Here is a 14,149-nt window from a genome sequence, read left to right on the forward strand (position 1 = left end):
TTTATTCATCCTCTCCTACTTCAAAGGTGACATGGGTCTCGATCCATTCACGGCGAGGAGGAACTTTATCACCCATCAGAACCGTAATCATTTTTTCACAATGAGCGAGATCATGTAACGATACCTGAATGAGCTTGCGTCGTTCAGTGTCCATCGTCGTCTCCCATAATTGCTCAGGATTCATTTCGCCCAATCCTTTGTATCGAGTCAACTTGGCACCTTTACCAAGCTTTTTCAGAGCTTCTTGCAATTCTTCATCATCCCAGCAATAGTAGGATTCCGCCTGTTTTCCGCGGCTACCTTCCTTAGACACCTGATACAACGGAGGTTGGGCTATAAACAGCTTGTTCGCAGCAATCAGAGGCTGCATATAACGGAAGAAGAATGTAAGTAACAAAACCTGAATATGTGAACCATCGACGTCGGCATCCGACATAATAATAATCTTGTCAAACGCACAATTTTCGATGGAGAAATCTTCACCAATATCTGTTTCCAACACCTCAAGAATCGTGCGGAATTCTTCGTTCATAAGTACATCAGAAAGTTTGGCTTTCTCCGTATTTAGCGGTTTGCCACGCAAACTGAAAATGGCTTGGAACTCTGAGTTACGCGCCTGCTTAGCAGAACCGCCGGCTGAATTACCCTCTACTAGAAACAGTTCGTTGATCTTCGGGTTTTTATATTGAGGTGGCGTGAATTTCTCAGAAATGGATCGGCGTTTTTTCGTGCCTTTTCCTTTTTTATCTCCACGAAGAGCATCTCTTTGCTTACGTAGTTCTTCGCGAATTAGCATGGATTTTAAGGCTTTGTCAATCAATAGCTTAGCGATTTCCGGATTTTCTTCCAGGAAAAACCCTAGTTTTTCCGAGATAATCTGTTCTACAGTCGCTCTAGCCTCTTCATTACCTAGTTTATCTTTTGTTTGCGATTCAAACTGCACATCCGCCATTTGAAGAGAGAGAACGCCAAGAAAGCCCTCACGTAAATCATTTCCCGGAAGATTCGGGTCTTTTTCTTTAAGGTAGCCTTTTTTACGCGCGAAATCATTGAAGATACGTGTGGTTGCATTCTTGAACCCAGTTACGTGTGTACCACCATCATTTGTTGGGATGGAGTTCACATAAGAGACAAGTGTTTCTGTGTACCCATCGTTGTATTGGAAGGCAAGTTCAACATAAACATTATCCTTCTCACCCTCAAAATAGATGATCGGGTGAAGAGTATTTTTACCTTCATTCAGATAATCTACGTATGATTTAATGCCATCTTCATAATAAAACTCTTCCTTGCGTACTTCTGATTGGCGTTTGTCAATCAGAACCATGCGCAACCCTTTTAACAAGAACGCGGTCTCACGAAAACGATCTCGTAGCGTCTCAAAATCAAATTTAGTTACAGTAAATACAGCTGGATCTGGTTTGAACGTAACCGTGGTGCCTGTCCGTTTTGTTTTCCCGATGATTTCCAGACCCGTTACTGGCTTCCCCACATGTTCCTGACCATTTTTATCTACCAGATATTCGTAACGTTGCTTATATATGTTGCCCTCACGATGGATTTCAACCTCCAACCAACTTGACAAGGCAACTACAACACTGGAACCAACACCGTGAAGTCCACCACTTTTTTTGTATCCTCCCCCGCCGAATTTACCTCCTGCATGCAGTGTGGTAAATATAACTTCTGGAACAGGTCTACCTGTTTTATGCATACCAGTTGGGATACCTCGACCGTGGTCCTCCACACTGACGCTTCCATCAGGGTTCAAAGTTACAATAATCCTGTCGTTCACTCCAGCAAGGGCTTCATCCTTTGCATTATCTACAATCTCTGAAACAAGATGATGCAAGCCTCTTGAGCCGGTAGAACCTATATACATACCAGGTCGTTTACGGACAGCGATTAAGCCTTCCAAGACCTGAATATCATCTTCGTTATACGATAGTGCTCGATTATCAGCCATTCTGTTCTCCCCTCTGTTCTACTCTGCGATCACGTACATTAGTCTTTAGCGAACACCTAATCGCTATTTTATACCATTTTTTATGAATAAAAAACTCTTTTGCAAGAAAGCACTTACATAAAAAACTGTTACTGCTTGTTGTTTCGCATAATTTATCTTTCATCACGGAAAATTATACCTTGTTTCTGATCAGAGTAAAATTGGCATCCATACCCTTTCTAACAATACTCAATAAGTTCCTTCTTCGGGAAGAATATTTGTAATTTTTCCTACAAAGAACAACTGTTCGTGTTATTTAGTAAAAAATAAGCCTCCCTGCATGACTGCAAGATGACCTGACTGGTCTTTCCTGATTCTCATATACATTTCTAAGTAAATAACGCATCTTTCTTATGTATTACCCAATGATATATTGTAGCAAAACTGGATTGATCATACAAGGAAGCCGCAATGATTGCCACTGTTTAGTCAGTGTAAGAGAGACTTGTTACGGGGAAGATACTAACGCACAGGAGAAGCCTTATAAAAGGGGATGATATCCTTGATATCCGCAACGAAGCCTTTTGTTAAGCTGCACAAGTATGACCACCATCTAGTTGATGACATCGAGGCGCTTAATTCCTCTGGTTACGCAAAGGATGATATTACTGTACTGAAATGGAATCCGGACAAAAACCATTCCAATCAACGAGATAATTTTTACAAATACAGTAGACATTTTGAAAGTGCCAAAGGAAATATCGACAGCAAGGCTAATTTTTTTGACAATGGTGGTAAGGAATTGCGTACCAAGCTGGAGCATCTTGGCTTAACAAAAGACGAGGCTTCAGCACTTGTACGTGAACTGGAGGAAACGGACAAAACCTGTATCCTCACTGTTCGAGACCTGAAGGATAATATCATCGAAATGAACACGCAGTATTTACATTGATTTATGCAATCAGAAAAACTTCATTGAAGTCTATTCGATGAAGCTGGTTCTTCTTTAGCGGATGTTTTTCATGCGTATCAGGTTGAGTTGCTCCGCAGTTTATGCTTTCTGTTACAGAAAAAAAACCCTCCGTTTGCCATCTGGCAAGTGGAGGGTTTACTTATTCATTATTCGTTTGAATGATCGATTAGCTCGATACCATCAAGTGTTTCATGCAATTTTGCATGAGCTGCTTCTTCCTCTTCTTCTAATAGAGGAACCAATTCACCGTCTTCGATTCCGAAAACATAGATGTCGATTTCGCCTTCTTCATCCAGCTCTTCTTCATTTTCAACATAATCGGTCATCGCAACATATTGTTTGTCGTTTAGTTCAAACATCGCGATTACTTCAAAATCGCCCATTTCTTCGCCATTCTCATCATCTAGAGCAATAATATCGCCCAATGCCAAATCTTTATCGTCTTCCATTATAGTAGCCTCCTGCCGCTAATGGTATCTAACTATCCATAAAGCATGCTGTATTATGACGCAAGGTACTTCCTAACCAGTTTTCCCAAGTGCCTTCATTAGCATACCTTTCTTTGGATAAATTGTCCATGAAAAATGGTACACAAGGTGAGTTTAGATAGAAAAAAGCGAACCCCTTATGTTATTCCACTAACACACCCGTTAGTTGAGTAGATTTAGTTTCTATTCAACAGTATCTAATAACTCTACATCTACATTTTCAGTGTCTTTCCAACTATAAAACTTTTCTAAATGCCATGAACGTTGTCGGAATATTTATTCTTATTATACTGCATCAATGTTTTTTGTTGTAAATAATTAACTATTAATTAACTATTATGTGTTGTTATGGTAGTAAATAAGGTCATTTAGTGGTCTTGTAAAAGAAAAAGGTACACCACTATATTATTAGTGATGTACCTTTGTTACGTTAATATAACGTGCAACATATTAGACAAGTTGTTGATTTTAACAACCTCATGTACTGTCACTTGTCTTTACTATTACAGAGTGAGTTCGCTGTTATCATTTTTGTAGAGATCCAACTAATCCACTTGCACTTCTTCGATGATTCCCTTTTCCATCAAAAATTCTTCTTCTGCTTGAATGATCGCAGCAATTTCTTGACGACCTACTTTCATTCCTTGTTGTGCCAGACGTTTCTCAACGAAAGTTAACATTTCTTCAAAATCAACAATCTGTACTTCTTCCGATGGTGATTTATTCGTCATCTTGTGACTTCCTCCTTGACTGAATCGCTTTTACCTGTGAGTAGTATAGCATGGTTAAAAGAGACAGACTATCTCATTCTTACGCTAAGGTTCTCGTACTATTCACTCCACGGACGGCGGACAGGCTTAAGGATGTAAGCAGCCAAACAAAGTAAGATTACACTTAACACAAGATAAAAGGCGGTGAAAATAATCCAATAATACTGGGAAAATATAGTCCATGACTCACCCATTAAATTTTTCTCTAAAATGTTTAAACCTACAATACATGGATTAATGGAAGCTATCCATTCCAAAATTGGGTAGTCCATAGGTGTCATACGTGTATCAGTAATCCAGTACGTAATAAAGTTCATCAAAAAGAACAGAATGACCCCTGTTCCAACTACGAAAAAGAACCCTATTCCGTATGCAGTAATTGTACTAATGCTCGTACGTTTAATCCAGGTTGAACAAAAAATCCCCAGAGACCCGAAGAAAATAATGTTCACGGTAAAAAACAGAAAGAGCTTAACAAGTTGCATGGGTGCAACCCCACCATACAAGAAAATGAAGCTGTATAACGGCATTGACGCAATCAATAGCAAGAACATGAACAAGATTGATGTCAACATTTTGCTTAAAACAATACGTCGCGGTGAAAGATGTGTCGTAAGCAAAATATTTAACGTTTGTCTTTCTCGCTCCCCACTGATCGCACCCGCTGCTAGCGCAGGAGCAATAAAACAAATCAACGCATAGTGAACCGCTGCCATGATAACAAGTAATCTGTCCCCTGAGCCTAATAAATCGGTTTGTTCATTGGCAATAATCTTCATAAAACCAATGATGATCGCGCCACATACAAACAGGTATAAACCCACTGTCCAGCTTGTTTTAGGCGTACGGAACCGTTCACGCAATTCCTTCGAGATTAATGGATTCGTAAAGAAGTTTCCCATCAGTTCCCCACTCCTTCCGTAATTGCCAAGAAGACATCTTCCAGGTTTTCTTGTGAATCTGCAAAATGAGTAACGGGAACCTCTGCTGCAATCAGCTTTTGTAAAAGATATACCTTTTCCTCTGGTGATCCAATGTAATGGAAACGGAAGTGATTACCCTTATTATCCACACGACGTACTAAAGGATCACTACTCAAAATTTGTTCTGCCACTTCCTCGCGACCAATAACCTTAACTTGCATGATGGAGATACCGCGTGTATCTACACTTACTTCTGGCACTGAACCACTCGCAATTAGGCGTCCCTTTTCGATAACACCGATCTCGTCACACAGCTCAGCCAGCTCTGGCAAAATGTGAGAGCTTATTAGGATCGTTTTACCCAATCCCTGTAGTTTCTTCAAAATCTCTCTCATCTCAATTCGTGCACGTGGATCAAGACCAGATGCAGGTTCATCCAAAATGAGTACTTCAGGACTATGAACTAGGCAACGAGCCAAACCAAGACGTTGTTTCATCCCTCTTGAGAGATGATCCACATAAGAATCCGCCTTGTTACTTAAATTGACTAATTCAAGCAGGTCTGCGATTAAAGCCGAACGATTCTTTTGCGGAATATTATAGGCACTCGCATAAAAATCCAAATACTCCGTTGCTTTCAAATTATCATAGACACCAAAGAAGTCAGGCATGTAGCCAAGGATATGTCGAACATCTTTTGGTTCTTTTTCCACATCATAACCGCCCACATATGCTTTTCCACTTGATGCAGAAAGTAAAGTGGACAGAATCATCATCGTTGTTGTTTTACCGGCACCATTGGGTCCGATAAATCCATACACTTTTCCTTTTTCGATCGACAAGTTCACACTATTCAACGCTTCAAACTTGCCATAACGTTTGGTTAGATCGTGCGTCTGAATCATTGGTTCGTCCCCCTTCCTTCCATCTCAAATACCGGTTTTGGCACGTAGACGGGCTCATCACCTGTATAGACAAAGCGTACAAGAATTTCACCCAATTGGTTAACATATTCCTCTACGTTTCCTTGCAATACCAGGGCTTTGCCTGAAGGAAGTTCTTTCCACTCACGGGATTTAGCATGATAGATATATTTTTTCACTGGTTCAAACGCAATATTATCTAATGGTGACTCTACTCTTTCTGCTTTAAAATCTGAAGGAACAGGAAGAGAAAACGTAGCTTTTCCGTTATACATGACAATCTGTCCTACCTCTTCATGTACCTTTTCATCGAATGTAACCCCAACTTCTATTGTTCCATACGGATACGTTACCTTATTATTCGCTTCATTTTTAATACGTATTGGTTGACTGATTACAGTGAGGAAATGCTCCTCCACTTCATGATCTGCAAGGTTATAAACCGGATATGAATCGGTTGATGAACCAACTAACATGATTTTGCCTGAACCTGAATGACTCATTAGCATACTTTCATAGCGCTGCTTAGCGATTTCTTCCCGTGTCATTTTGCCTCGTTCACGATCAAATATTTGTTGCTGATTAAAAACCGGTTTCACTTCCACGTCAATTGTCGTAGATTCACCTTTTCCAAGAGGCCCAATCTTAATCTGATTCGTTCCCATTTGCAGATATAACTCTTCAAAAGAGAACTTTGTATTATTTTTAATGGTTCCTTTTAGTTTTTTCTGCTTATACGTAACGTCAGCTTGTAATTCCCCAATTCCATTAACCAATCCAAAGGTTTCAAGGGAAGTCTGAGTCATATAAGGAACTTTATTATGAGTGACTCTGGTTTTACCAGTCTCATCCTGTACAATTTCCTGATCGCGGATTTCGTATTTCCTTTCGATATTCATCGTAGGAGGAAGGAATTGTTCCCCCGTATCTACAGACATTTTCCCACCTGATCGAATGAGAACGGCAGCATTTGTTGAAACATCTGCTACATCCTTATTTATTACTTTTATATTTGTAACGGTATATATTTTGTCTTCTGAAGCGATCATATTTTTACCGAATGTTAGCGTCCCCACACAGAACAGAATGGAGGTGAGAGGTATAATTCCCCACGCCCATTCTCTTTTATCACGACGCTTTAACACCATATACATAACAGGACCCAGCATCACCACATACCCTAGCCATATCATCAACAGGATGAATGGGGACGGCAATGATACACCTGGGATCATATCTACAGGTGTATCATACATACCATATTTATTTACCATGTTTTGATGTAATCCGTGTTCAAAAATGATTCGGTTCCATAGTGCCTGATTGTATGCCCACACTACTAGAGGTTGTGCATTTACATCAAAATTAGCAAACAAGACCTTTCCTGTTCCGTTTTCTTTTATGCTAAAGAGGGGCAGATTTTTGTCATACATGTTCAACTCAGTAAACGGAAGCTTGGTTCCCTTAGAAATGATTTCTAATTGAGCAAGGTCATTCGTCATACCAGGATTTTTCTGATAAGCCGGTGCAATATCTTTAAACTGATTTAGTAGTTCTTCTGGTGTTGATGCTGATAAAATTAGCTTCCCGCCAGAAAGCACCCAATTTTTCACTGCACCAACCTGCTCATCCGTAAGTGATCCTGCAGGGATATCTCCAATAATAAGGATCTGGATATTATGTAGTACATGGGTCACAGAAGGTAATTGCTTCGGATCAATATTTCTTACCTGCATAGCTTCCCAATAGGCGGAATCAGCCATTGAATAACTTTTTTTATATTCCTCCATATTACTCGCACCTTCAGTAGTTTGACGGGCTTGGTTTAAAAAGCTCATGCTGTTTGGATTTTTGTCTAAAACAACTACCGAGATATCACCCTCATGAAGTCTTCTGCTATTATCCGTTACCTTTGTTTTTTGGATCAATTCATCATTCTCATATAATCCGAGTTGCAAGGAACTTGATTCGTCATAATATCGAGTAGAAAATTGATTTGGAACATCAAAGTAAACCTGTTTATTCTCATCTTTTTTTAACTTAATTTCTTTCATATAAGGTAAAGGGTGTGCCTTAGACTTATGATCTACAAGAACAAGCTTTAGTTCTCCTTGAAATTCATCACCATTATTGTCCAAATCTACATATATTCTGCTCCAGCCATTAATGTTCAATATCTCTTTAAATGGAATGTTGGTTTGTATTTCAACTCTATCTGCCGCTTGAGCAACAGGAAGCTGAAGTCCCATCAACGCGAGGGCTATTGTAAGAATCCATCTCCACATATTGATTTTTCCTCCTATTTTTCAAGATCAAGCGGTGTAAACTGATAACCATTTGATTCATTGGTAACCAAAAGAATAGCGCTACCATCTCCTGTACTTTCCACGTTTGTCAGTTTGCTTTGATCTACCTCTCTGGGAATGGATATATTCTTCCAGCTTGGATTATCTTTTGTTATATCTGTGTAACTAATATTTTTTTCTGGTGTAAGAGCGAGTAAATGATGGGATGAGAACCAAGAAGCTGCTGATCCTTTACCTATCGTCTTATGCTCTTCTGTTTTTCTGTCATATACTTTAATCTCATCTTTGAAAATATAACTTAGGTATCTTCCATCGCTTGACCATGCGGGATCGGTTCCATCTGTTAATTTCTCTTCTTCCAAGCTAATCAGATTCGTTACCCATATTTCCTGCTTTCCATTTTGTACGCGGGTATACGCAACTAAATCGGAATTAGGTGCAAAACTTGGTGATAAAAGTTCTGCTTTCGGCACTTCCAACACCAGTCTTGATGCAGGTTTCGCCCGATTAGCGTTACCCAGATTTATCACCCAGAGTCTTGCCTTGTCTTCTAGCTCTTCGGTAACAGCCATGCTAGTTCCACTATCCGACCAGGCCACATCTTCATAGCTTCCAGCTGTTTTTGGCAAGGAAAACGAAAGTATTTCTCTATCCAATTGAATCGTTTTAACTTGTACCTTTTGATCTTGATCAACAAATGCAATTTTCTTCTCATTATTACTGCTATTAATTGCTGCCATATCCTTCGATTGTAATAACGGAACGCTGGAGGCATCTGATGGAAGGGCATAAGAGAGATCTTTATTGGGCCATACCAAATACGTAATAGCAACCAGAGCAACCGCACCAGCCATTGTATATGTGAAAAGACGTCCACGGTTCTTCTTTAGTTCTTTATCAACCTGCTTTGATTCTCCCAACTTAGTATGATCTAGAACTAGTGACTGTTTCGTATCCTGCATCTGTTCCATCAATTTTCGTTTTAAATCTTCTTTTAAGCGATAGTTTACCGGAACCGCACGACGCATTTCATTCAAGTGTGCTAAAAGTTCGACAACAGTCTCTTCCTTTTCATCTGGTGTACGACGCTGATCATCCATCATGATGGTCTCCTTCCTCATACATGCTTTGCAAGCTCTTTAACCCTCGGTGGGAAATCATTTTGACAGATGATTCCGTTCTGCGTAAGACATCCGCAATTTGTGCAATCTTTAGATCTCCGAAAAAACGTAAGGTAAGCACATCGCGCTGGTCCTGCGTTAAATCATTCATTCGTCTGCGAAGTAGCTCAATCTCTTCCTTCGTCAATGCTCGAAGCTCTGGCTGATATTCATCATCTGCCACGATTCCTAGCATCACTTCTGTATCAGTAGGAAATTCTCTGTTTCGTCTTACAAAATCTACAAACGTATTGTGAGCAATCCGAAATACCCATGATGCAAAAGGGCTTGTTCTACTATATTGGTGAAATTTTTCTAATGCCTTCATAAAAACCGTAGTAGTCAAGTCATCTGCATCCCATGGATTATGTACACGACAGCGCAAATAGCGATTTACTCTGTCGAAGAACTCATCATATAACTCGGGGAATTCCCGGTGTTCATAGTAGTCATTCTTCTCAACCATCGACACATTACCTTCATCGTTTGGCTTGGATGCCTTTACCATCCCTCATCCTCCATCCCTGTCTTTCTACAGGTTTGACGAGCCGTTTCAATAAAAGGTCACAGTAAAACGCAAAAAAAGATGTTTGCCACACAATATTACGGCAAACATCTTGCTTTTAGTGTCGGTCGTACACTTGAAAGGAGAAGGGATACGGGTTTTTTTCATCTGTATGACCTGGTTCCCCTGATACAAGCTGCCATTCCTGCGTATTCCATTCCGGGAAAAAAGCATCCCCATCAAACTGTTGATCAATCTTGGTAATATACATCCTGTTGATACACGGAAAAAACAGCTTATAGATTTCGGTCCCACCGATAACAAAAGACTCAGCCTCTCCCTTTATCAGTTCGAGAACTTCATCAGGTGAATGGGCAATTTCGCACCCGTCTTGATGATAATTAGATTGTGTTGTTACGATAATGTTGCGACGATTAGGCAAGGGCTTTCCTATCGAGTCAAACGTTTTTCGACCCATTATAACCGTGTGACCGGTTGTCACCTTGCGAAAATATGCAAGGTCAGCAGGCAGATGCCACGGAAGCTGATTATTTCTTCCGATAACGCGGTCATGTCCCATAGCAAAGATCGCTGATAGCATTTACACTGCCACCTCCATAGAGATTTTTGGATGGTGTTTATACTCAATTAATTTAATATCGTCGGGTGTAAAATCATAAAAGTTGGTGATTTCCGGGTTGATCCACAATTGTGGGGATTCATATGGCTCACGCTCTAACTGAGAACGAAGTCCTTCAAAATGATTTTCATAGATATGAGCATTATTCATATAGTGATGGAATTTGCCTGCTTTGTACCCTGTTACTTGCGCGATCAGGTGAACAAGTACAGCATACTGTGCAGTATTAAACGGAATACCTAGCCCCATGTCACCACTTCGTTGCACAAGGGTACAGTTCAAATATCCATCCGCTACATCCCACATCGTCTGAAACGCACATGGTTGCAATGCCATATCTTCTAAATCATTCATGTCCCATAAGCTCATGATATGTCGTCTTCCTTGAGGATCTTTACGCAGTCCATCAATCAATTTATCAATTTGTTTATGCTTAGCAATTTGGTAGCCGTATGCTTTCCCGATCGTGCCATCCTCCCTAGCCCATTCATCCCACACACGAACATTCATTTCTTGCAATAGCCCTACATCGTTGCTTTGGTGCTTATAAATCCACAGCAATTCCTTCACTGCCGTTTTGAATGCGACGAATTTGGTCGTTAAAATAGGAAATTCTTCTTGCAAGTCAAAAGTAAACATTTTACCAAAAGCCTTTTTCGTTGGTATGCCCGTCCGATTATTATCGTAATAACCTTCCTCAAGAATCTCTCTCACTAGTTCGAGATACTGTTTATCAGCTTGGTTCTTATTGGTCATTTCAATCACGTCCTTTGCAAAAACTAGAAGCAAGTATACCTGAAATCTTACTTTTTTTCACTCTTGCAGGTGAATCTAACTACCCGCAAACAAGTGGATTAACGTTTTTTTTCATCTTCCTTTAATGAGCTTTGTAATTCGCTCATCTCTTTTGAAGATAGGTTCCGCCAATGCCCCACCTTCAGTCCATCTAGTTTAATATTCATGATTCGAATACGTTGCAGCTCTACTACTTGATAGCCAAAGGCCTGGCACATGCGGCGGATCTGTCTATTTAAACCTTGTGTCAAAAAGATGCGGAAAACACGTTCACTAATTTTTGTTACCTTGCAAGGCTTGGTCATTGTACCCAGGATTCGTACACCACTACTCATGCCTTTGAGAAAGGCTGGTGTAATATTTTTATCAACAGTAACAATGTACTCTTTTTCATGGTTATTCTCAGCTCGTAAAATCTTGTTTACGATATCGCCATCGTTTGTTAGCAAAATTAAGCCTTCTGAGTCCTTGTCTAATCGTCCGATAGGAAAAATCCGCTCCTGATGATTCACAAAGTCAACGATATTCCCTTTTACATGTTTTTCAGTGGTACAAGTAATACCAACCGGCTTATTTAGAGCAATATAAACCGCTTTCTTCTTCGAGCCAATTAGTTTTCCATCAACAAGCACCTTATCGTTATGTTCCACTGTGCTTCCGAGCTCAGCAATCTTACCATTTATCGTTACTCGTTTTGCTTCTATCCATTTATCTGCTTCTCTTCGGGAGCTGATTCCTGTTTCACTAATGAACTTATTAATCCTCATATAAGTAATCCCTTCTCTATGCCAAAATACATAAACACCTGTTTATTATACTTTATCCAAGAACGCTTGCGTATAAAATTGCCCTAATAATCTCCAAGTTCCTCACATTCTCCCTGTATAAGAAACTCTTCAAATGAATATTGTGTAGCTTTCTCATTGTATGTTTCCTCTGGACGTATACACTTGATAGTATCCTCATTCTTATTCGTATCATGGATTCGAATAGCGTTTATCCTTTCAGGCAATTGTAGTTGAAACTCATATAATTTTTTGAGGGTAACTCGAAGATCTTCTTCATTATCAATTGGTTTCGCTACTTGTAACAAATGGATAGTACAATCAACTCTGTCAGCACAGCTATACGCATAAAAGAACGATTTGTTTTGACGATAGGAATACCTTTCTTTGGGAACCGAAAAGTTACGTTCTCTAAGCTGCTGCCCATATTCTTCATGTAAACCAAGCATTTTCGAGTTACTCCATGCCTTAGTGAAATGATACGGCACTACCTTTCCTTTCCACTTAACAATCATTTCAAAGCGAACAGGAACTGGATCACTTACTTCCGCAGTCACTTCATACCCACCAAGTCCGTTGTGATAAAAAAGCTCATCTACAATTTTAATTTCTTGTTGAAACTGCTCTTTAATGTATGCAACTGCGATCATTGCAGCTTTTTCCTCTTCAATTGGTGCACATGCTCTCCATATTACTATAAATAGCAGAAGACTGATTCCCATCGGAATATATATCAAATACTTCATTGGTTAGATACTCCTCCATTTTTTCATGAAAACTACATTATAGAATACACCAACTTCACAAATTCGTAAAATATTCAGTTATTTATAACAAAGCTACTTTTATTAAAAAGAGAATAATATTCATACATGTAAGGAAAGGGGATATAGAGATGACGAAGGAGCGAAATGATCATTCCTTTCTTCACAAGCGGATGCCTTCTAATAGTCCAGATAGTTCCGCAGATGTAGGTGATATAAAAGACTTACCCGGATTCGGGAAACCGTTAAAAGAAAGCTACCTTAAAGGTGATGCCCTTAGCAACGTGTTAAAAGAAGCTAACTACATTCCTTCGTGGGTAGATCTACAACACTCCATTCGAGATGAACTGAAAAAGCTTGTAGATAAAAAAGCAACAGCTCATAATAAAAAACTCATGATCAGTGAAATTGAAGAGATCAATAAACTTATTGCTAAATACAACCGAAATTGTCCACCCATTATGCAACGAGGACAAATCACCTATGAGAATATGGAACAGAAACTGGAAACGTACGAGTAACTAACATTCTAAGTTGCTAAAAATAAAAGCACTCCTCACGGAAACGATTGCTCAATCATTCCAAATAGGGAGTGCAATTTTAATTATGCTAAAAATTTCTATCTGTATTATGAACTAGACAGCATCAATCTTTATATGGGTCGAACTCGTCTGCTCCTGCCATATAGACCCCGATCGGTTTTAATACATGCATAACATCCAATGTTTCTTCATGGGCATGTAGCACTTCGTATAACTTCTTGTATACAAACGGACTTTCATCCGTTCCTGCTCCACGCAGTTCTACTCCAAATGAATCAATAGCAGCCTTCATCTGTTCGCGAGTAATTTTCCCGCCACTTCTCTTTTTCGTCTTCCAATTCATTCTACCTGCCGCTTCGGTTCGACTCATGATTCGACCCGCACCATGAACGGTACTATAAAAAGCAACTTTATTCTCTTAACGAATCCTTCCCACGTACAATTACAGATATATCTCCCATACTTCCACTGATAAAACCCATTTGTCCAGGTGCAGATGGGGTGGCACCTTTTCTGACAACCACATACTCCTTGCCATTGTGCTCCTCTTTCCATCCCCTACTTTCACTGGTGTTGTCGCACCTTCACGTTTAGAAGTGGGGGACTTCTTTCGGATTAAGTTAAACTTTG

General features: G+C 39.7%; 14 protein-coding genes and 1 pseudogene. 2 read left to right on the forward strand and 13 right to left on the reverse strand.

Annotation, left to right across the window (positions count from 1 at the left end; genetic code table 11):
- Window position 1: 1 nt before the first annotated feature.
- A complete protein-coding gene (locus tag LM917_RS19540) occupies window positions 2-1,966 on the reverse strand; it encodes a DNA gyrase/topoisomerase IV subunit B (RefSeq protein ID WP_232699402.1) in 1,965 nt (654 codons plus the stop codon).
- Window positions 1,967-2,507: 541 nt separating this feature from the next.
- Between LM917_RS19540 and LM917_RS19545 the strand changes: the two genes are divergently transcribed.
- Entirely contained in the window at window positions 2,508-2,897 is a 390-nt protein-coding gene (locus tag LM917_RS19545) for a YflT domain-containing protein (protein WP_232699403.1), read from the forward strand.
- A 167-nt stretch (window positions 2,898-3,064) separates the two neighbouring features.
- On the opposite strand, the gene LM917_RS19550 is transcribed toward LM917_RS19545, so the two are convergent.
- The 11 genes from LM917_RS19550 to LM917_RS19600 form a co-directional block, all read right to left on the reverse strand.
- The gene (locus tag LM917_RS19550; protein WP_232699404.1) at window positions 3,065-3,367 is read right to left on the reverse strand and encodes a DUF1292 domain-containing protein; all 303 of its coding nucleotides are present in this window, start codon (window positions 3,365-3,367) and stop codon (window positions 3,065-3,067) included.
- Window positions 3,368-3,951: 584 nt separating this feature from the next.
- Window positions 3,952-4,137: a hypothetical protein gene (locus tag LM917_RS19555; protein ID WP_232699405.1), complete on the reverse strand. Its 186-nt coding sequence runs from the start codon at window positions 4,135-4,137 to the stop codon at window positions 3,952-3,954.
- A gap of 98 nt (window positions 4,138-4,235) precedes the next feature.
- Window positions 4,236-5,078 (reverse strand): ABC transporter permease, encoded by an 843-nt coding sequence (locus tag LM917_RS19560; RefSeq protein WP_232699406.1) that lies wholly within the window; start codon window positions 5,076-5,078, stop codon window positions 4,236-4,238.
- Window positions 5,078-6,004, reverse strand: a complete 927-nt coding sequence (locus LM917_RS19565) for an ABC transporter ATP-binding protein (RefSeq protein WP_232699407.1) — start codon at window positions 6,002-6,004, stop codon at window positions 5,078-5,080. The genes LM917_RS19560 and LM917_RS19565 overlap by 1 nt, the downstream gene beginning before the upstream one ends.
- Window positions 6,001-8,307 (reverse strand): DUF8725 domain-containing protein, encoded by a 2,307-nt coding sequence (locus LM917_RS19570; RefSeq protein ID WP_232699408.1) that lies wholly within the window; start codon window positions 8,305-8,307, stop codon window positions 6,001-6,003. The genes LM917_RS19565 and LM917_RS19570 overlap by 4 nt, the downstream gene beginning before the upstream one ends.
- A gap of 14 nt (window positions 8,308-8,321) precedes the next feature.
- Window positions 8,322-9,431 carry a TolB family protein gene (locus tag LM917_RS19575; RefSeq protein ID WP_232699409.1) on the reverse strand — a complete coding sequence of 370 codons (1,110 nt, stop codon included), beginning with the start codon at window positions 9,429-9,431 and terminating at the stop codon, window positions 8,322-8,324.
- Window positions 9,421-9,996 (reverse strand): RNA polymerase sigma factor, encoded by a 576-nt coding sequence (locus LM917_RS19580; protein WP_232699410.1) that lies wholly within the window; start codon window positions 9,994-9,996, stop codon window positions 9,421-9,423. Before LM917_RS19580 ends, LM917_RS19575 begins: the two co-directional genes overlap by 11 nt.
- Before the next feature lie 115 nt (window positions 9,997-10,111).
- On the reverse strand, window positions 10,112-10,594 hold the full coding sequence (locus LM917_RS19585; protein ID WP_232699411.1) for a dihydrofolate reductase: 483 nt from the start codon (window positions 10,592-10,594) through the stop codon (window positions 10,112-10,114).
- Window positions 10,595-11,389: a thymidylate synthase gene (locus LM917_RS19590; protein WP_232699412.1), complete on the reverse strand. Its 795-nt coding sequence runs from the start codon at window positions 11,387-11,389 to the stop codon at window positions 10,595-10,597.
- Between the two features lie 98 nt (window positions 11,390-11,487).
- Window positions 11,488-12,195 carry a 23S rRNA pseudouridine(2604) synthase RluF gene (gene rluF, locus LM917_RS19595; protein ID WP_232699413.1) on the reverse strand — a complete coding sequence of 236 codons (708 nt, stop codon included), beginning with the start codon at window positions 12,193-12,195 and terminating at the stop codon, window positions 11,488-11,490.
- A gap of 83 nt (window positions 12,196-12,278) precedes the next feature.
- On the reverse strand, window positions 12,279-12,959 hold the full coding sequence (locus LM917_RS19600) for a hypothetical protein (RefSeq protein ID WP_232699414.1): 681 nt from the start codon (window positions 12,957-12,959) through the stop codon (window positions 12,279-12,281).
- A 149-nt stretch (window positions 12,960-13,108) separates the two neighbouring features.
- Here LM917_RS19600 and LM917_RS19605 point away from each other — a divergent pair, with 149 nt between their 5' ends.
- On the forward strand, window positions 13,109-13,498 hold the full coding sequence (locus tag LM917_RS19605) for a DnaJ family domain-containing protein (protein WP_232699415.1): 390 nt from the start codon (window positions 13,109-13,111) through the stop codon (window positions 13,496-13,498).
- A gap of 124 nt (window positions 13,499-13,622) precedes the next feature.
- Here the strand turns inward: LM917_RS19605 and LM917_RS19610 are convergent.
- Window positions 13,623-14,073, reverse strand: a pseudogene (locus tag LM917_RS19610) (RtcB family protein); the annotation flags it as partial.
- Between the last annotated feature and the right edge of the window lie 76 nt (window positions 14,074-14,149).

Origin of the sequence: Brevibacillus daliensis (assembly GCF_021245735.1) — a bacterium.
Lineage (GTDB): Bacteria > Bacillota > Bacilli > Brevibacillales > Brevibacillaceae > Brevibacillus_B > Brevibacillus_B daliensis.